The following is an 18,638-nucleotide window of genomic DNA, read 5'->3' as shown; positions in this document are numbered from 1 at the left end:
GCAATGGCGCTGCATCTGCGCATCGCCGGCCGGGTACAGGGCGTGGGCTACCGCGCCGCGTTCCTTCGGGAAGCCGGGAAGCGGGGCCTGTCAGGCTGGGTGCGCAACCGGCATGACGGCTCGGTGGAAGCCGTCGTCGACGGCGACGCCGGCGCGCTGGCGCAGATCGAGGCCTGGGCCCGCCAAGGTCCGGCCGGTGCCAGCGTGCAGCAGGTGCTTGCCACCCAATGCGATGCCGGCAGCTTGCGTGCCGGCGTCATGCAGATACGCCCCACCGCCTGAAGCAGGCTGCCCGCTCAGGCCAGTCCCAGCCACAATCCCAGCGGCACGAATCCCAGCGACGCCAGATTCCCCAGCAGCACGATGGATGCCACCTTGTCCGGCTCCTGCCTGTACTGCTCGGCAATCATGAAGCAGAACACCGCCGGCGGCAGCGAGGCGAACAGGTACATCTGGCCGCGCTGCATGTCCGTCAATGGCAGCGCCAGGTCCAGCAGGCCGGCGCTGATCAGGCCCGTCACAGGGCAGGCAATCGCGCCGATCAGGCCGATGTGCCAGCTGCGGAAATTCACATCCATCATGCGTACGCCCAGCGAGAACAGCATCAGCGGAATGCAGGCGTCGCCCAGCATCCTGAGCGCCGACAGCAGCGGCGCCGGCAGACTCAGCCTGAACACGGCGCACAGCATGCCGAAGATCATGGAGAGCATCATCGGGCTGGTCATGAACTTGAAGAAGGAACTGCGGCGGCCATGCCGCCCGGTCTCGATGATCTTGATACCGACCGAGAAGTACACCAGGTTGGCCGCCATGAACAGCGCCACCGCCGCCGACAGGCCGGCCGGCCCGAAAGCCAGCGCCGCCAGCGGCAGGCCCATGTTGCCGCAGTTGTTGTACATCATCGGCGGCACGAAGCTGCGCACGTCGTAGCCCAGGAGGCGCGCCAGCGGCCATGCGAGCAGGCCGGAACCCAGCGAGATCAGCACGCCGGCCAGGATCAGCACCAGGTTATGGCCGACATCGAAATCCTTGGCCGACAGCGCGGTAAACACCAGCAGCGGGCACAGCACTTCCATGCTGACCCGGTTGACCGCGCCCATGTCGGCGCGCACGCTGTCGCCGCGCAGCCGCGCGTAGCCATAGCCCACCGCGATGATCGCGAATACCGGCAGGATGATGCTGAGAATGCGTTGAAACATGTCCACTGTGGCTAATCCTTTTTCGGCATGCGCGCGGACATGGCGCAGGCCGCAGCAATGATGAATTGATTCTGAGAGGGCATACGCTCTTGTTCTTCTGTTGCTATGCCTTGAGCAGGCGCGCTTCTGCCAGCGCAATGGCTTCGGTCGCGCCGCGCAGCACCACGATGTCGCCGCCGTGGAACACCGTATCCGGCGTGACCTCGATGCGGCTCCTGCTGCGCCGGATGGCGGTGACTTCGGCGCCCATCTCGTTGAGCCCGAGCGCGGCCAGCGGCTTGCCGATCGCATGCGCATGCTCGGATAGCGCCACCGAATGCAGCCTCACATTCAGGTGCTCGGGATGGTCGGCCGCATCGTCGGCGCCGTGGAAATAGCCGCGCAGCGCCGCATAGCGCTGGCCGCGCACATCCTGCACCCGGTGCAGCACCCGGCGCAGCGGCACGCCCAGCATCAGGAGCGCATGGGAAGCCAGCATCAGGCTGCCCTCGATCGCTTCCGGCACCACTTCGGCCGCGCCGGCGGCGCGCAGCTTGTCAAGGTCGGTATCGTCATGGCTACGCACGATGACCGGCAGCTGCGGCGCCAGCTCATGCACATGGTGCAGCGTCTTCAATGCCGACGCCGTGCTGGCGTAGGTGATCACCATGGCCTCGGCCCGATGGATGCCGGCCGCCAGCAGGCTCTCGCGGCGCGTCGCATCGCCATACGACACGCTGGCGCCGGCCGCCTGCGCTTCCTGCACCCGCTCCGGATCGAGGTCGAGCGCGTGGTAGGCGATCTTCTCCTCCTCAAGCAGCTTGGCCAGGCTCTGTCCGCTGCGGCCGAAGCCGGCGATGATCACATGCTTCTGGGTCGACATGGTGCGGGTGGCGATGCGGGTCAGCGCCAGCGACTGCAGCATCCAGTCATTGGCCGAGAGCTTCAATACGATGGCGTCCGACTTGGCCAGGATCAGCGGCGTGATCAGCATCGACAGCACCATGGAGGCCAGGATCAGCTGCACCAGGAAGGGGTCGACCAGCTGCAGTCCGCCGGCCTGGTTGAGCAGCACGAAACCGAATTCGCCGGCCTGCGCCAGCGCCAGGCCGGTGCGCAGCGCAACGCCCGGCGAAGCGCCGAACAGCCGCGCCAGCGCCGCGATCAGCGCAAACTTCACCAGCACCGGCACCAGCAGCAGCAACAGCACCAGCCACCAGTTTTCCAGCACCAGCGGCACATTGAGCAGCATGCCAATGGTGATGAAGAACAGCCCCAGCAGCACGTCGCGGAAGGGCGCGATGTCTTCCTCCACCTGGTGCTTGTATTCAGTCTCGGAAATCAGCATGCCGGCAACGAAGGCGCCCAGCGCCAGCGACAGGCCGGCGCGCTCGGTGATCCAGGCAGCGCCCAGCGTGATCAACAGCAGGTTGAGCATGAACAGCTCCTGCGAACGGCGCTTGACCACGATCTGGAACCAGCCGCGCATGAGCTTCTGCCCAATCACCAGAAGCAGCACCAGCACCAGCACCGCCTTCAGCCCGGCCCACACCAGCGTTGGCAGCAGGTCGCGCGGATTGGCCAGCGCGGGCACCAGGATCAGGAGCGGCACCAGCGCCAGGTCCTGGAACAGCAGGATGCCGATGATGCGGCGCCCATGCTCGCTTTCCAGTTCCAGCCTTTCGGTGAGCATCTTGGAGACGATGGCGGTGGACGACATGGCCAGCGCACCGCCCAGCGCAAAGGCGGCCCGCCAGCTGATCTGCAGCAGCGGCGGCAATACCCAGGCCGACAGCCAGCCGAACAGCATGGTCACCGCGATGGTCAGCAGCACCTGCGCCATGCCCAGGCCAAACACCGTCCTGCGCATCGAGGAGAGCTTGGGCAGGGAAAATTCCAGGCCGATCGAAAACATCAGGAAGACCACCCCGAATTCCGCCAGGGTGTGGGTGGTGGCGTTTTCTTCGGCCAGCCCAAGCGCGTGCGGGCCGATCAGGATGCCCACGGCCAGGTAGCCCAGCATGGGAGGAAGATGGAGCATGCGGAAGCCGACCACGCCAAGGACGGCCGAGCCCAGCAGCAGCAAGGTAAGTTCGAGAGCAGAAAACATTGGGCAGGCGGACTTTCCGGTCGATTGATGAAAAACTGAAACGGCACATGAACATGTGCCGATGAGTGACCAATCAAATCACCGGGGTTTTGTTATTTCTGGCAGGTTTTTTGCTTTCGTAATTCGTTTATACTTCGGGCATGAGTGTAACCCATGAAAAAACATTGTCGAAGTCTTTCGACACGGCGCAGGCGGCACGCGCAACCGAAATGGCGCGTGAAACCCTGCAGATCGAAGCCGACGCCATCCTGGCCCTGAAGGACCGCATCACCTCCGACGACGGCAGTTTCGCGCAGGCGGTCGGCCTGCTGCTGGGCTGCAGCGGGCGGGTGGTGGTGTCGGGCATGGGCAAGTCCGGCCATATCGCCCGCAAGATTTCCGCCACGCTGGCCTCGACCGGCACCCCTTCCCTGTTCGTCCATCCGGCCGAGGCGGCGCATGGCGACCTGGGCATGGTGACCGAGAACGATGCCTTCATCGCCATTTCCAATTCCGGCGAAACCGCCGAACTGCTGGCCATCGTGCCCATCATCAAGCGCATGGGCGCCAAGCTCGTCGCCATGACCGGCAATGACGCCTCCAGCCTGGCGTTGCTGTCGAACGTGCACCTGAACACGGCGGTGGCCAAGGAAGCCTGCCCGCTGAATCTCGCGCCTACGGCCAGCACCACAGCCACGCTGGCGCTCGGCGATGCGCTGGCCGTGGCGCTGCTCGATGCGCGCGGCTTCAGGGAAGAGGATTTTGCCCGCTCCCATCCCGGCGGCGCGCTCGGGCGGCGGCTGCTGACCCATGTGCGCGATGTCATGCGCAGCGGCGACGCCGTGCCCAGGGTAACGCCGGAGGTGTCGCTCAACGCGGCGCTGCTGGAAATCAGCCGCAAGGGCATGGCCATGACCGCCGTGGTCGATCCGCAGGGACGGCCGATCGGCGTGTTCACCGACGGCGACCTGCGTCGCCTGATCGAGCAGGTGCAGGACTTCAGCAAGATCGTGATTGCCGACGTGATGCATGCCGGCCCGCGCAGCATCGGGCCCGACCAGCTGGCGGTAGAGGCGGTTGAAATGATGGAGCAGCATCGCATCAACCAGTTGCTCGTCACCGACAGTGACGGCATCCTAGTCGGCGCCCTGCACATCCATGACTTGACCCGCGCAAAGGTGATCTGATGCAGCAGTCAATCGAGGAAAGCATGGCGCGGGCACGCCGCATCCGGCTGATGGTGTTCGATGTCGATGGCGTGCTGACCGACGGCAGCCTGCATTTCGGCGCAGACGGCGAAATGATCAAGACCTTCAACGTGCTCGATGGACACGGCATCAAGCTGCTGCAACAGTCGGGCGTCATCACCGCCATCATCAGCGCGCGCCAGTCGGCGCTGGTGGCGCGGCGTGCGGCCGATCTCGGCATCACCCATGTCCAGCAGGGCGTGCATGACAAGCTGTCGGGCTTTCAGGCGCTGCTGGCCGAATGCGGCGTCGCGGCTGAAGCGAGCGGCTTCATCGGCGACGACGTGATCGACCTGCCGGTGCTGACCCGCGTGGGCTTTGCCGCCAGCGTGCCGAACGGCCACCCCGAAGTGCGCTCGCGGGTGCACTACGTCACCAATGCCGGCGGCGGCCGCGGCGCCGTGCGCGAACTGTGCGACTTCATCCTGCGCGCGCAGGGCAACTACGAGGCGGCGCTGGCGCCGTATCTGAGATGAAGCAGGATCGCCGCCGCTTCAGCATGGCGCCCATGCTGCTGCTGGCCACGCTGCTGGCGCTGGGCAGTTTCTGGCTGCTGCAGATCACGCGCGCGCCGGACAACAGCGCCGGCCCGGCGGCGGCGCGCACCGAACCCGATTACTACGTCGACAATTTCAATTTCGTGCGGCTGTCTGCCACCGGCGAGGCGCAGTACAACATTTCCGGCAAGCGCATGGTGCACAATCCGGCCGACGACACGCATACGATCGATTTGCCCGTCATTAACAGCCTTGCCCGCGAGAGGCCGCCAATGACAGCGCGCTCGGAGCGGGCTATCGTCGAACCGGGCGGCGTCAAGATTCACATGTACGACAATGTCAAGCTGGATCGCCCGAAAACGCCGCAGGCGGAAAATTTCCATCTGGAGTCCGACTACCTGATGGTATTGCCCGACGAAGACATCATGCGCACCGACAAGCCGGTGCGCCTTACCCTGGGCGGCTCGACGCTCAACGGCGCCGGCATGGTAGCCAACAATGCCACCGGCGAACTCAGCCTGGCCAGCCGGGTGCAGGCAACCCTGCCGCCGCGCCAGACCGCCATCCGCTGAAAGCGCGACTGGAAAATCAACAACGCATTACCTTAGAGAAGAGTGATGAAACAACTCCACGCATGGTTCATTCTGCTGATAGGCATGGCCGCGGCAGGCAGCTCGCTGGCTGAAAAGGCCGACATGACCAAGCCCACCAACATCGAGGCCAACCAGATGGCCTACGACGACGTCAAGCAGATCAACACCTTTACCGGCAATGTCGTGCTCACGCGCGGCACCCTGATCCTGAAGGCCGACCGCATGGTCGTCACCCAGGACCCGGCCGGCTACCAGTACGCCACGGTCTACGCCAAGCGCGGCGAGAAGGCCACCTTCCGGCAGAAACGCGATGGCGGCCCCAATCTCTGGATAGAAGGCGAAGCCGCCGACCGCATCGAGTACGACACCAAGACCGAGGTCGCGAAGTTCTACGTCAGCGCCAGGATTCGCCTGCTGGAAGGCGCCAGTCCGACCGACGAGGTCGAAGGCGAATTCATTTCCTACGACAGCAAGCAGGAGTTCTACTCGGTCAACAACACGCCCAGCAGCAACAGCAAGGCCGGCGCCGGCCGCATCAAGGCCATCATCCAGCCACGCAACGACACCAGGGCGCCTTGAGATGGAAAACAGCATCCTCAACGTGCAGGGCCTGCAGAAGAGTTATGGCGCGCGCCAGGTGGTGCGCGACGTCTCCCTGCATGTCGAAAGCGGCCAGGTGGTGGGACTGCTCGGCCCGAATGGCGCCGGCAAGACCACGTCGTTCTACATGATCGTCGGCCTGGTGCCCTCCGACGCCGGCACCATCGACGTGGACGGCGTCGACATCTCGCGCCTGCCTATCCACCGCCGCGCTGTGCTGGGCCTGTCCTACCTGCCGCAGGAAGCCTCGGTATTTCGCAAGCTCACCGTCGAGGAAAACATCCGCGCGGTGCTGGAGCTGCAGCGCTACGAGGGCAAGCCGCTGTCGAAGGAGCAGATCGCGAACCGGCTCAATGCCCTGCTCTCCGAACTGCAGATCGAAAAGCTGCGTGACAACCAGGCGATGTCGCTGTCCGGCGGTGAACGCAGGCGTGTAGAAATCGCGCGCGCCCTGGCCACCAGCCCGCGCTTCATCCTTCTGGACGAGCCCTTTGCCGGCGTCGATCCGATCGCCGTCATCGAAATCCAGCGCATCGTGCGTTTCCTCAAGGAGCGCAATATCGGCGTGCTTATAACGGACCACAATGTCCGCGAGACGCTGGGCATTTGCGACCATGCCTACATCATCAATCAGGGCGTGGTGCTGGCCAGCGGCCGCCCGGACGACATCATTGCCGACGAGTCGGTGCGCCGCGTCTATCTCGGCGAGCACTTCCGGATGTAAGAAAAGGCACAAATGAAACAGACACTTCAACTCCGCGTATCCCAGCATCTTGCGCTGACGCCGCAACTGCAGCAGTCGATCCGGCTGCTGCAGCTCTCAACGCTGGAACTGCATCAGGAACTGGAACAGATCCTGTCGGAGAATCCGCTGCTTGAACGTCTGGATGATCCGCTTGACCATTCGATCAGGCTGCTGGCCGACGGCTCCGTCAGCAGCGCACCCACCTCCACGCCAAGCAGCGACGCACCCGCTTCCGATGCCGCCCCTTCCGCGGAAGGCGAAGGCGGCTTCGAGGCCGGCGAAGGCGGCGGCGAAAGCAGCGATAGCGGCGCCGATGCCGACTGGAGTTTCGACGACGTTGCGCGGACGTCCAAGGCGCCGGAAGACGACGACGCCCGTCCCCAGATGGAAGCGCATGAGCTGACCCTGCGCGAGCATCTGCTGGAACAGATGCGCGTGACCGTCCAGAATCCGCGCGACCGCGCACTGGTTGAACTGGTCATCGATGCGCTGGATGACAACGGTTATCTGACCGAGCCGCTGGAGGAGATCCACGCGCGACTGCCGGAGGAACTGGAAGTCGAGATCGAGGAGCTGTCGATGGCGCTGAAGCTCTTGCAAAGCTTCGACCCGCCCGGCGTCGGCGCGCGCGACGCGTCGGAATGCCTGGCGCTGCAGATCAGGCGCATGCCCCGCGTTCCCATGGTGACGCGCCGCACCGCGCTGCAGATCGTCGAGAAGCACTTGCAGCTGTTTGCCCAGCGCGACTTCAACAAGTTGAAAAAATCCCTGGACTGCGACGAGGAGGACCTGCGCGAGGCCCAGGTAGTGATCCGGCAATGCAATCCGCATCCTGGGGCCATGTTCGCCAGCGACGCATCCGACTATGTCGTGCCCGACGTGATCGTCAAGCGCGGCAAGAACGGCTGGCAGGTGACACTGAATCACGAGGTGATGCCGCGCCTGCGCGTCAATGCGCTGTATGCCAACATCCTCAAGCAGAGCAAGGGCGAAGGCTCGATGAGTTCACAGCTGCAGGAAGCGAAATGGCTGATCAAGAACATGCGCCAGCGTTTCGATACCATCCTGCGCGTGGCCCAGGCGATTGTGGACCGCCAGCGCAATTTTTTCTCTCATGGCGCCGTGGCAATGCGACCTCTTGTGTTACGAGAAATAGCTGATACACTGGGTTTACACGAAAGCACCATCTCGCGTGTGACAACACAGAAATACATGCTCACGCCGCATGGCATGTTCGAGTTGAAGTACTTCTTTGGCAGCCATGTTGCAACCGATGCAGGCGGCGAAGCCTCATCGACTGCAATCCGGGCGTTGATCAAACAACTCATAGGAGCCGAAGACCCGAAGAATCCATTTTCCGATAGTCGCATCGCAGAAATGCTGGCGGAACAGGGTATGGTCGTGGCACGCCGTACCGTCGCAAAATATCGGGAAGCCCTGAAGATCCCTCCAGTCAACCTGCGCAAGTCCTTGTAGTTTTTTGCAGCATGTAACTCGCTGACATGTTTCATCTTCAGTGAAACCTCTGCCGGCCTTTCACAGGAGCGTAGTATGAATCTCACCATCAGTGGACATCATCTCGAAGTGACTCCCGCAATTCGTGAATACGTGCAAGGCAAGCTTGAGCGGATCAAGCGCCATTTCGACCATGTCATTGATATAGCGGTCATCTTGGCCGTTGATAATCTCCCTGAGAAAGAAAGGCGCCAGCGCGCCGAGATCACCCTGAGGCTACGGGGCAAGGATGTGCATGTGGCCAGCATTGCGCAGGACCTGTACGCCGCCATTGATACGCTGATCGACAAGCTCGATCGCCAGGTCTTGAAATACAAGACCAGGATCCAGGACCATCAGCATGCCGGCATCAAGCGCATGATCGAGGAAGATAGTGACGGCACCGCGGCGGCACCGGCTGCCTGAGCCACACAGCGCATTCCCGTAAAATGCATGAACGCAGGGCGCTCCAAGCGCCTTGCATAAAAAACCACAGTTCGAAAATACTGTTTATACATACAGTACTTGTGATACATTAACGCCATGTTCAACGTTTCTGCCCTGGAGAAGACGTCATGGCGCAATTCAATACTACCGCAAGCAATCCCCTTTACCTCGATCAGGCACCAGCCGGCTTCATGCTGCGCGTAGGCCGCCGAGAAATGCGGATCCGCCGCGAAGTGCGGAAAAATCAATACAGCGTCAATCCCATCATTGATTGCCGCCCTGGCGATGATCCCGGCCACCTGCAAATGCTGCTGTTCAATCGCTGGACTGTGGTTCTGGCCAAGGCAAGCGCAGCACATTAAATTTCTGCAGACCGGTATCCGCACGCTCGGAGGCCGGTTCACATCAGGCTGCGTTTCCTGAATGTTGCTAAACTATGCACCTTCATTAACGCGCCTGACAACGAAGCACAAGGGAATTTCCTGGAGACGGCCGGCACAGGTGGTCTGGCTTTAAGGATGGCAAAGGCATTTTTGTCAGGCGCTTTTGACCAGGCCAATATGAGCGGACACCTTACCGGCACAATAAGAAACCATATCGGTTTCATGACCCTTGATCGGGCCAAGGCATTGAATGCCTTATCGCTGGACATGATAAGAGCGCTCACTGCGCTTCTGCGTGAATGGCAAGCCAACGAGGATGTCTTCGCAGTCGTCATACGATCAAGCAGCCAACGGGCTTTCTGTGCGGGTGGCGACATCCGGTTCTTTCATGAAGTCGGCACGGCGGGTCCCGCTGGCGGCAGCGCATTGCTGGAAGATTTCTTCACCGAAGAATACGCACTGAATCACCTGATTCATCATTACAGCAAGCCATACATTGCGCTGATGGACGGGATTGTCATGGGCGGCGGCATGGGAATATCGCAAGGTAGCGCACAGAGCCAGTTACGCATCGTGACTGACAAGACCGCGATGGCGATGCCTGAAGTGCATATCGGTCTGTTCCCGGATGTAGGCGGCGGCTATTTCCTTTCCCGTCTGCCAGGCAAGCTGGGCGTGTGGCTGGGGCTGACTGGACAAACCATCGCCGCCGCCGATGCGCTCTACGCCGGACTGGCCGATCTCTTTCTTCCCTCGGCCGCACTGCCGGAACTGCTGACCATGCTTGAGACGGAGCCAATGGCAAGCGGCAAGCAGATTACGGAAAGAATAAGCCGCTTTGCAGCGCCCTATCGTTCCGAAGCCGATCCCGAGAACAGCATGCTGGCCCGGCAGCGGGCGGAAATCGACCGTCACTTCGCGCATGACAGCATCGCCGCCATCATGACTTCGCTTGCGGGCGATAACAGTGACTTTGCAGACAAGTCATTGAGCGCGATGCATCGCGGTTCTCCTTTGCTGCTGTGCGTGACGCTGGAGCAGTTGCGACGCGGTGCCACGCTGTCAGTGGCCGATTGCCTGCGCATGGAACGCGTGATGATCCGACGCTCGTTCGAAGGCACCGAAGTGCTGGAAGGCATACGGGCGCGGGTGATTGAAAAGGACAATGCGCCGCGCTGGATGCCAGCCAATGTGGCGGAAGTCAGCGCCGAGCAGGTCAGCGCCTATTTCGTGGAGGCCTGGCCTGATTACGCCCATCCGCTACGCGATCTAGCCTGATTGAATTACTTGCCCGCCGTGCCATCGCGCACGGCGGCTTCAGGTTTCCTCGATGGCAAACAGGCGCCTGTGTTCACGCATTGCATAACGGTCGGTCATGCCCGCTATGTAATCCGAGACGCTGCGTGCCTGCAAGGCAGTGTGCTGCGCTTCATCCACGCCAGCATCGCGCGCAAGCTGATAGGAAGGCGGGAGAAGCGCCGGTTCCTGCATGAAGATGCTGAACAGCTCCGTCACGACGCGACGCGCCTTGCTGGTCATGCGGTTGACCTGGTAATGCTGATACAGGTTCTTGCGGAGGAAGCGCTTGAGCAATAGCGCTTCGCTGCGCATGCTTTCTGAAAAGGCAATCAGGGGGCCGGCAATCCGGACTTCCTCGACGCTTTGCACACCGCTGGCGCGTATGCGCTCCCTGGATGTATCGATCAGATCGATGATCAATGCATTGATCATCCGGCGCACCGTTTCATTAATGGCGCGGCGTCCACCGATTCCTGGGAACGCAGCTTCCGCCTCGCGCTTGTGACGAGCGAAGAAATCGATGGTTTCCAGTTGTTCTACCGTCAACAGGCCCGAGCGCAGTCCGTCATCGATATCATGGTTGTTGTAGGCAATTTCGTCGGCCAGGTTGGCCAGTTGCGCTTCCAGCGTTGGCTGCTTCTTTTCCAGAAACCGCTTGCCGATGTCGCCAAGCTCCGCGGCATGCGCGGCAGTGCAATGCTTCAGGATTCCCTCGCGCGTTTCGAACATCAGGTTCAGCCCGTCGAAACCGCCATAACGCTGTTCGAGCATATCCACCACGCGCAGGCTTTGCAGATTGTGCTCGAATCCGCCGTAGTCCTTCATGCAGACATGCAATGCATCCTGGCCGGCATGGCCAAATGGCGTGTGACCAAGGTCGTGCGCCAGCGAGATCGCCTCCACCAGGTCTTCATTCAAACGCAGGTTGCGCGCAATCGAGCGGGCAATCTGCGCGACTTCGATGCTGTGCGTCAGCCGGGTCCGGAACAGGTCGCCCTCATGGTTGACGAAGACCTGGGTCTTGTATTCCAGCCGCCGGAAGGCGCCGCAATGCACGATGCGATCGCGGTCACGCTGGAATTCCGTGCGCGATGTGCTCGCAGGCTCAGCATACCGTCGCCCCTGGGAATGCGATGATGTCGCAGCATATGGGGCGAGGTAGGCTTCAAAGTCCATGATCAGCTTCTGGTACAGGCTTTCAGGGTTTCCAGCAACACTTCCTGCGGCACGGTCGTCATGATGGGCTTGCCGAGTGGCTTGAGCAGAATGAAGCGAATCTGCCCGCCTTCATTCTTCTTGTCGACCTGCATCAGCTCGAGCCAGCGCTCCGCGCCAAGGTCAGGCGCGACATCAGGCAAGCCTGCAGCCCGCACCAGTGCTGCGACCCGGTCCCGCGCGCTGGCATCGATGTAGCCCAGCCGATGGGACAAGTCTGCAGCCATCACCATGCCACAGCCCACCGCCTCGCCATGCAGCCATTCGCCATAACCCATGCCGGATTCGATCGCGTGGCCGAAGGTATGTCCGAAATTCAGGATGGCGCGCAGCCCGCCTTCGCGTTCGTCCTGGCGCACGACGTCCGCCTTGATCTCGCAAGACCGCCTGATTGCATAGGCCAGTGCAGCCGGGTCACGCGCCAGCAAGGCATCGATATGCGCTTCGATCCAGTCAAAAAATGCCGCATCGATGATTGCGCCATGCTTGATCACTTCGGCAAGGCCGGCGGACAGCTCCCTGGCGGGCAGCGTGTTGAGCGTGGACGTGTCGGCAATCACGGCCTGGGGCTGGTAGAACGCCCCTATCATGTTCTTGCCCAGCGGGTGATTGATGCCCGTCTTGCCGCCAACCGAGGAATCCACCTGGGCAAGCAGGGTTGTGGGCACCTGCACGAAAGGCACGCCGCGCATATAGGTTGCCGCCGCAAAGCCCGCCATGTCGCCGATGACGCCGCCGCCCAATGCGATGATGGTGGTCTTACGGTCGCACTGGTCGGCCAGCAAGCCATCGTAGATGCGCTGCAGGTTTTCCCAGGTCTTGTGCTCTTCGCCATCCGGCAGGACGATGCGTGTCACCTGCTTGCCAGCGGCTAGCAGCGACTGTTCGACCACCTCAAGGTAAATGGGAGCGACAACTGTATTGGTGACAACGGCAGCGCGCTTGCCGGCAACGGCATCCACGATACCGCTGCTGTGGGCCAGCAGGGACTGGCCGATCACAATCGGATAACTGCGCTCGCCCAGTTCGACATTCAGGGAAACGCTTTCGGTCGCGGAAACAGCCTGGTTCATGGCATCGGTACGGGACACAGGCGCACTGGCAAGCTCGCGTCTTGCTGCAAGACTATCCAGTTGCGCCACAATGGATTGGACCAGGTATTGTACGTTAGGGCGCCCGGTCTCGATCACGATGTCAGCTACTTCTCTGTAATAGGGTTCGCGCTGGATAGTCAGTTCTTCCAGGCGGCGACGCGGATCGGCTGTCTGCAGCAGCGGCCGATTCTTGTCGTGTCCGGTGCGTTGCAGGATGCTGTTGACACCGGCGCGCAGGTAGATGACCAGACCGCGCGACTTCAGGTATTCGCGACTTTGCGGATTGAGGATGCTGCCACCGCCGGTCGCCAGCACGATGCCATCGCAGGCAGTCAGGTCGCGGATCATGTCCGCTTCCCGCTGACGGAAGGATGCTTCGCCTTCGATTTCAAAAATCAGCGGAATCGACGCGCCGGTACGCGCTTCAATTTCGTGGTCGGAATCAAAGAAGCGTTTATTGAGTTTTTTTGCGAGCGCGCGGCCGACTGTCGTCTTGCCGGAACCCATCAGTCCTACCAGAAAGATGTTGCCCGTGCCCTCTTTCGGGATTACCACGGGCTTCGTGCAGTGCAGGACACTGCCTTCAGGAAATTCAATTCTCTTTTACCTCACGGCCAGTTTATCGCTGAGAACCTTGGGCGTCAGAAAGATCAGCAATTCGGTCTTGTCGGCCTTGCGTGCTGTTTGCCTGAACAGGTTCCCCATGACCGGTATGTCACCAAGCACCGGTACTTTGTTGATTGTATCGCGATCTTCCTGGATATAAATACCGCCGATTACGACCGTGCCGCCATTTTCGATTAACACCTGGGTCTTGACATGCTTGGTATCGATCGCCAAGCCGTTCGTGGTTTGCTGTCCGACGCTGTCCTTGTTGACGTCGACATCGAGAATCACATTGCCGTCAGGCGTGATTTGCGGAATGACTTCCAGCTTCAGGTTTGCCTTGCGGAACGAAAGCGCGGTGGCGCCACTGCTTGTAGCAGTCTGATAAGGCAACTCAGTGCCCTGCTCTATGGTGGCCTTGAGTTGGTCGGCGGTGATGACGCGCGGGCTGGACAGGACCTTGCCCTTGCCATCCGACTCGAGTGCGGACAATTCCAGGCTGATGAAGCGTGTCGCCGCGGAGTTGAACAGCGTCAGTGCGACGGAGCCTGCGGCGGCGCCATTGATGGCGGCTGCTGGCAGATTGACTGAATTCCCCTGTATGGGCGTCGGCACATTGGTGGTCAGTCCCTGCTGGCCGCCAATGTTGGCAGCGTTGTTCTGCACGCCAAAACCGAGCTTTGCACCGAGATTGCGGCTGAAGGTGTCGTTCGCTTCCACGATGCGCGCCTCGATCAGCACCTGCCGGCTGGCGATATCGGTCTTTTGCACCAGCTTGCGGATCTCTTCAACCTTGGAGCCGATATCGGTCACGAAAAGCTGGTTGGTCCTTGGATCGATGACGGCGCTGCCACGCTTGGACAGGATGGTGCGGCCGCTACCTCCGGCATTGTCCAGGATGCCCTTGAACGATTCAGCCTTCTGGTAATTGAGCTGGAAGGTCTCGGTGCGCAGCGGCTCCAGTTCAGCAATCTGCGAGCGCTGTTCCAGTTCCAGCTTTTCCTTGGTCAGCAGTTCATCCTTCGGCGCTATCCACAGCACATTGCCGTTCTTGCGCATGTCCAGGCCCTTGGCCTGCATCACGATGTCCAGCGCCTGGTCCCACGGCACGTCTTTCAGGCGCAATGTCAGGTTGCCGGCCACGGTGTCGCTGGTAATGATGTTCAGGCCCGTGAAATCGGCAATGACCTGCAGCACCGCACGCACTTCCACATTCTGGAAATTGAGCGACAGCTTCTCGCCGCGATATCCCTGATTGCCCTGGCTGAGCTTGTTCGCCTCTTCCTTCAGCGGACGCACCTCGACGACCAGCTGGGAGTCGCTTTGATAAGCGCTGTGTTCCCACAAGCCCTTGGGCTCGATCACCATCCGGACATTTTCGCCCTGGGCCGTTGCCGTCACGGTTTGCACCGGCGTGCCGAAGTCGCCGACATCCATGCGACGCCGCAGTACCTCTGGCAGGCTGGCCTTCATCAGGTCGACGACGATTTTCTGCCCTTGCTGCCGCACGTCCACGCCGACCTGGCTGGCTGGCAGATCGATCACGATCCTGCCCTCGCCCGCCACGCCACGGCGAAAATCGATGTCGCGTATCGCCGGCTTGCCTGCAATGGCGGCGCCCGGCGCAGCGGCCGGCACTGCCTGCACCACCGGCACGCCGGCGGCGTTGACCGCGCGTGCAACGCCGCCCGAGCCGTCGATGGTGACCGTGACGATATTGCCATCCACCGCCGTTGCATAATTCAACGGCCGGTTCAGGTTGAAGACCAGCCTGGAGCGGTCTCCCGCCTGGACGATATTGACGCTGCGTACGTCGCCCACGCCGATTTCCTGCATGGGCGTCTTGATCGTGCTGTTGGTGCCGGCGAAATCCAGCGCAATCCGGGCCGGGCTCGTGATTGAAAATCCGATGGGCGGCTTCTGTACCGGATTCTTCATTGCGACCTTGACGATCACATTGGAACCCTGCTGGTTGGCCGCAATGGACTCGATGGTGTTTTCCTGCGCGTGGCTGATGCCGAAAGCGCCGGCGATACAGACCGCAACACAGCCACGGACAAGGGCACGATAGTTTTGATTGATCATTTTTTGCTCTCCTGCAGCTCCAGCTTGGCTGTGCGCTCGACCCATTCGCCGGACGCGTCCTGTACGACTTCCTTCAGTTCCACTTCGCTGTCGGTAATCCTGGTGATCTGGCCCATGTTCTGGCCGATGTAATTGCCGACCCTGGCCTGGAATACGGTACGGTCTGCCTGTACCAGCACAAAACTCGCTCCTTGTTTCTGCAGCGTGCCTACCATTTTCAGGTTGTCCAGCGGGTAGGATTCCAGCGCTTCGCGCCGGCGATCGAGGTTCGGCTTGAAACCACCGCCCGTCCCGGCGGGCGGCAGCGCATTGATGAACTTGGCCGGGCTGTAGGGATCTGTTGCGGTTCTGCCGGCGTACGTGAAGGGAATGAACTTCTTCGGCTCGGCCAGTTTCGGCACCACCACCCGGGTTTGTCGGCGGGTCTCATCCATCCATTGCCTGACTTCGGCAATGCCCCCGTCGCCGCATGCGGCCAGCATGGAAGGCAGCAGGCAGCAGCAGAGCGCCCGCCCCATACGCAGTAGCGTCATTTCTTCGCTCCCTTCTTGGCATCCGCTTCGGCCTTGCGCTGCGCAGCCAGTTCTTCCTTGTCCAGATAGCGGAAGGTCTTGGCCACCGCTTCCATGCTCAGCAGGTTGTTGTCCTTGCCTGTGGCCAGGCTCAGATTGTTCAGGGTCACAATGCGCGGCAGGTTGGCGATGTCGCTGGTGAAGGCGGCGACATCGTGGTAACTGCCAGTGATCTTGATATCAATCGGCAGCTCGGCGTAGTAGTCCTTCACCACGACCTGCCCCGGCTTGAACAATTCAAACTGCAGGCCGCGTCCCAGGCCCGCCTGGTTGATGTCCGACAGCAGCGCATCCATTTCAGCCTTGCTGGGCAGCTGCTTTTCCAGCGTGGCGACATATTCGCCGACCTGTTCCTTCTGCTTTCTCAGCGCGTCGAGGTTGACCGCCTGCTGCACCTTGCTCTTGTAGGCCTCGCGCAGTTCCTGCTCGCGCCTTTCGCCCTGGCTAAGGTCCTCGAGCTGCGCATCCCAGTAAAAGAACCAGCCCAGCGCCAGTACTGCCAGCAGCACGCCGGCGCCACACAAGGCGCGCGGCAGCAGAGGCCATTGTCCGGGGTGGCGTCCGTTCAGGTTCTGGAACTGGGCCGCAATATCGAAACGTTTCATGGTTGCCATCTAATGTCCCCAGCTTTACGGACGATTGGAAGCAACGGATACCGGCACAACCGCCGGCGTGGCTTCCGTCCTTGGCGAGCGCTTGATCGCCACGTTCACCGTGAATTCGAATACCCGGCGCAGATCCTTGCCCTGCCCCGCCGTTGCGGCCCGGATCTCCACCAGTTCGGGCTGCTCCAGCCAGGGCGACACATTGCCCAGGTTGCGCAGCAGCGTGGAGACATGCTCGTTGGACTGCGCATGGCCATTGAGCGTGACCTTTTGTCCGGCCTGCTTGAATGCGCGCAGATAGATCCCATCCGGCACCTGCCTGACCAGTTCGTCCATCAGATACACCGGCTGGTTGCGGTCGCTCTGCAGGTCTTCCACCGCCTGCTGGCGCGCCTTCAGGGCCGCGATCTCCTGCTTCAGGGTGGCGATTTCCCTGATCTGCACGTCGAGCTTGGTGTTTTCCGCCTGGATGAATTCATTGCGCTCGTTCTGGACGGCGATGCGCGACGAAATCACGCCGCCCACGACGATCACCAGCAGGCTGCCCGCGAACATTGCCGCGACCAGCATGGCAACGAAGGCCGTCTTGCGCTCCTTGCGCCGGGCTTCCCGGTGGGGAAGCAGGTTGATTCTGACCATCAGTCAAACCTCCGCATGGCCAGTCCGCAGGCAACCAGATATGCCGGCGCTTCGGCGCGCAATTGTTTTTCACGAATCGACGAGCCCAGCTGCATGCCCTGGAAGGGGCTGACGACAGCGGTGGACACCTTGGTGCGGCTGGCAACGATATCCACCAGTCCGGGAATGCTCGCGCAGCCGCCAGCCAAATAGATCTGGTCGACGCGGGTATAAGGGGTGGAGGTATAGAAGAACTGAATGGCGCGGGTGACTTCGACCGCGGCGCTTTCCAGGAAAGGCTCCAGCAGTTCGCGCTCGTAGCCTTCCGGCAGTTCACCGGAACGCTTGCTGTGTTCCGCCTGCTCCGGCGTCATGCCGTAAGCGCGCGCGATTTCCTGGGTGAGCTGGTTGCCGCCAAACGGTTGCTCGCGTTCATACAGCGGCTGGCCGTCCAGCAGCACGGAAATATGGGTGACCTGCGCGCCGATCTGGAACAGCGCCACGATCTGTCCCTGTCCACCCTGAGGCAGCTGGCGCATCACGCGCTCCAGCGCTGCCCGCGCCGCGTAGGACTCGATATCCATGATCTTCGGTTTCAGGCCGGCGGCCTCGGCGACTGCTACCCGGTCCTCGACCTTTTCCTTGCGGGATGCCGCCAGCAGCACTTCGACATCTTCCAGGGAATTGGGCAGCGGGCCGATCACATCGAAATCAAGGCTGACTTCCTCGAGCGCGAAAGGAATGTACTGGCTGGCTTCGTTTTCCACCTGAAGCTCGAGCTCGTCTTCCGACAAGCCGCCCGGCAGCACGATTTTCTTGGTAATGACGGCTGCAGGCGGCATGCCCAGCACGGCGAGCTTGGCGCGCGTGCCGCTCTTGGCCCATACCTGCCTGACGGCTTCCGAGACTTGCTCGATGTTGTCGATATTGCCGTCAACGACTGCGCCGCGTGGCAACGGCTCGCTGGCATAACGCTCCAGCCGCAGCACGCCTTTGCCCACATCCGACAACTCCACCAGCTTGATGCTGGACGAACTGATGTCCAGTCCGATCAGGGGTGCGTTTTTCTTTTGCAATAAAGAGGTAAAGTCCATGGCCAGGAGCGTTTCTTTCCGAAAATTTTTCTGAGCGAACGCGAAATCCGTGCGCTTGTCTAACATTCGTTACACCAGCGAACATGTCAAAAAATCCTTTAAATACCGATATTTAGCGCATTCAAAGGGTGTCGGCAGATCGTAGCAACAAGAATCTCTGGATGTAAAGCAATTTCC

The 18,638-nt window shown here is 61.2% G+C and carries 19 protein-coding genes; 10 read left to right on the top strand and 9 right to left on the bottom strand.

Going from position 1 to position 18,638, the window contains the following annotated elements:
- Positions 1-3 precede the first annotated feature (3 nt).
- Positions 4-282, top strand: coding sequence for an acylphosphatase (locus KTQ42_RS17145; RefSeq protein WP_217346564.1), 279 nt, complete (start codon positions 4-6; stop codon positions 280-282).
- 14 nt (positions 283-296) lie between these two features.
- On the opposite strand, the gene KTQ42_RS17140 is transcribed toward KTQ42_RS17145, so the two are convergent.
- Both KTQ42_RS17140 and KTQ42_RS17135 read right to left on the bottom strand, forming a co-directional pair.
- The gene (locus tag KTQ42_RS17140; protein WP_217346563.1) at positions 297-1,199 is read right to left on the bottom strand and encodes an AEC family transporter; all 903 of its coding nucleotides are present in this window, start codon (positions 1,197-1,199) and stop codon (positions 297-299) included.
- A 103-nt stretch (positions 1,200-1,302) separates the two neighbouring features.
- Entirely contained in the window at positions 1,303-3,288 is a 1,986-nt protein-coding gene (locus KTQ42_RS17135; RefSeq protein WP_217346562.1) for a monovalent cation:proton antiporter family protein, read from the bottom strand.
- A 140-nt stretch (positions 3,289-3,428) separates the two neighbouring features.
- Here KTQ42_RS17135 and KTQ42_RS17130 point away from each other — a divergent pair, with 140 nt between their 5' ends.
- The 9 genes from KTQ42_RS17130 (at position 3,429) to KTQ42_RS17090 (ending at position 10,551) form a co-directional block, all read left to right on the top strand.
- On the top strand, positions 3,429-4,454 hold the full coding sequence (locus KTQ42_RS17130; protein ID WP_217346561.1) for a KpsF/GutQ family sugar-phosphate isomerase: 1,026 nt from the start codon (positions 3,429-3,431) through the stop codon (positions 4,452-4,454).
- Positions 4,454-4,990: an HAD family hydrolase gene (locus KTQ42_RS17125; RefSeq protein WP_217346560.1), complete on the top strand. Its 537-nt coding sequence runs from the start codon at positions 4,454-4,456 to the stop codon at positions 4,988-4,990. The genes KTQ42_RS17130 and KTQ42_RS17125 overlap by 1 nt, the downstream gene beginning before the upstream one ends.
- A complete protein-coding gene (gene lptC / locus KTQ42_RS17120) occupies positions 4,987-5,583 on the top strand; it encodes an LPS export ABC transporter periplasmic protein LptC (protein WP_217346559.1) in 597 nt (198 codons plus the stop codon). Before KTQ42_RS17125 ends, lptC begins: the two co-directional genes overlap by 4 nt.
- A gap of 45 nt (positions 5,584-5,628) precedes the next feature.
- On the top strand, positions 5,629-6,183 hold the full coding sequence (gene lptA / locus KTQ42_RS17115; RefSeq protein ID WP_217346558.1) for a lipopolysaccharide transport periplasmic protein LptA: 555 nt from the start codon (positions 5,629-5,631) through the stop codon (positions 6,181-6,183).
- Between the two features lies 1 nt (position 6,184).
- A complete protein-coding gene (gene lptB / locus KTQ42_RS17110) occupies positions 6,185-6,928 on the top strand; it encodes an LPS export ABC transporter ATP-binding protein (protein WP_217346557.1) in 744 nt (247 codons plus the stop codon).
- A gap of 12 nt (positions 6,929-6,940) precedes the next feature.
- A complete protein-coding gene (locus tag KTQ42_RS17105) occupies positions 6,941-8,425 on the top strand; it encodes an RNA polymerase factor sigma-54 (protein WP_217346556.1) in 1,485 nt (494 codons plus the stop codon).
- Between the two features lie 75 nt (positions 8,426-8,500).
- Positions 8,501-8,869, top strand: coding sequence for a ribosome-associated translation inhibitor RaiA (raiA, locus tag KTQ42_RS17100; protein WP_217346555.1), 369 nt, complete (start codon positions 8,501-8,503; stop codon positions 8,867-8,869).
- Positions 8,870-9,018: 149 nt separating this feature from the next.
- A complete protein-coding gene (locus KTQ42_RS17095) occupies positions 9,019-9,252 on the top strand; it encodes a hypothetical protein (RefSeq protein ID WP_217346554.1) in 234 nt (77 codons plus the stop codon).
- 198 nt (positions 9,253-9,450) lie between these two features.
- A complete protein-coding gene (locus KTQ42_RS17090; protein ID WP_217347022.1) occupies positions 9,451-10,551 on the top strand; it encodes an enoyl-CoA hydratase/isomerase family protein in 1,101 nt (366 codons plus the stop codon).
- Positions 10,552-10,590: 39 nt separating this feature from the next.
- Here the strand turns inward: KTQ42_RS17090 and KTQ42_RS17085 are convergent, their stop codons facing one another.
- The 7 genes from KTQ42_RS17085 to KTQ42_RS17055 form a co-directional block, all read right to left on the bottom strand.
- Positions 10,591-11,748: a deoxyguanosinetriphosphate triphosphohydrolase gene (locus KTQ42_RS17085; protein WP_217346553.1), complete on the bottom strand. Its 1,158-nt coding sequence runs from the start codon at positions 11,746-11,748 to the stop codon at positions 10,591-10,593.
- 2 nt (positions 11,749-11,750) lie between these two features.
- On the bottom strand, positions 11,751-13,388 hold the full coding sequence (gene aroKB / locus KTQ42_RS17080; RefSeq protein ID WP_217347021.1) for a bifunctional shikimate kinase/3-dehydroquinate synthase AroKB: 1,638 nt from the start codon (positions 13,386-13,388) through the stop codon (positions 11,751-11,753).
- Positions 13,389-13,484: 96 nt separating this feature from the next.
- Complete coding sequence (gene pilQ / locus KTQ42_RS17075) at positions 13,485-15,572, bottom strand: type IV pilus secretin PilQ (protein WP_249222801.1); 2,088 nt, start codon at positions 15,570-15,572, stop codon at positions 13,485-13,487.
- Positions 15,569-16,105: a pilus assembly protein PilP gene (locus KTQ42_RS17070; RefSeq protein ID WP_249222800.1), complete on the bottom strand. Its 537-nt coding sequence runs from the start codon at positions 16,103-16,105 to the stop codon at positions 15,569-15,571. The genes pilQ and KTQ42_RS17070 overlap by 4 nt, the downstream gene beginning before the upstream one ends.
- Entirely contained in the window at positions 16,102-16,758 is a 657-nt protein-coding gene (locus KTQ42_RS17065) for a type 4a pilus biogenesis protein PilO (protein ID WP_217346551.1), read from the bottom strand. Before KTQ42_RS17065 ends, KTQ42_RS17070 begins: the two co-directional genes overlap by 4 nt.
- A 15-nt stretch (positions 16,759-16,773) precedes the next feature.
- Positions 16,774-17,388 carry a PilN domain-containing protein gene (locus KTQ42_RS17060; RefSeq protein ID WP_217346550.1) on the bottom strand — a complete coding sequence of 205 codons (615 nt, stop codon included), beginning with the start codon at positions 17,386-17,388 and terminating at the stop codon, positions 16,774-16,776.
- Positions 17,388-18,461: a pilus assembly protein PilM gene (locus KTQ42_RS17055; RefSeq protein ID WP_217346549.1), complete on the bottom strand. Its 1,074-nt coding sequence runs from the start codon at positions 18,459-18,461 to the stop codon at positions 17,388-17,390. The genes KTQ42_RS17060 and KTQ42_RS17055 overlap by 1 nt, the downstream gene beginning before the upstream one ends.
- Between the last annotated feature and the right edge of the window lie 177 nt (positions 18,462-18,638).

Origin of the sequence: Noviherbaspirillum sp. L7-7A (genome assembly GCF_019052805.1) — a bacterium.
Classification (GTDB): Bacteria; Pseudomonadota; Gammaproteobacteria; order Burkholderiales; family Burkholderiaceae_D; genus Noviherbaspirillum_A.
The sequence above is the reverse complement of the archived record's forward strand: the minus strand, read 5'-3'. Positions and strand labels throughout refer to the sequence as shown.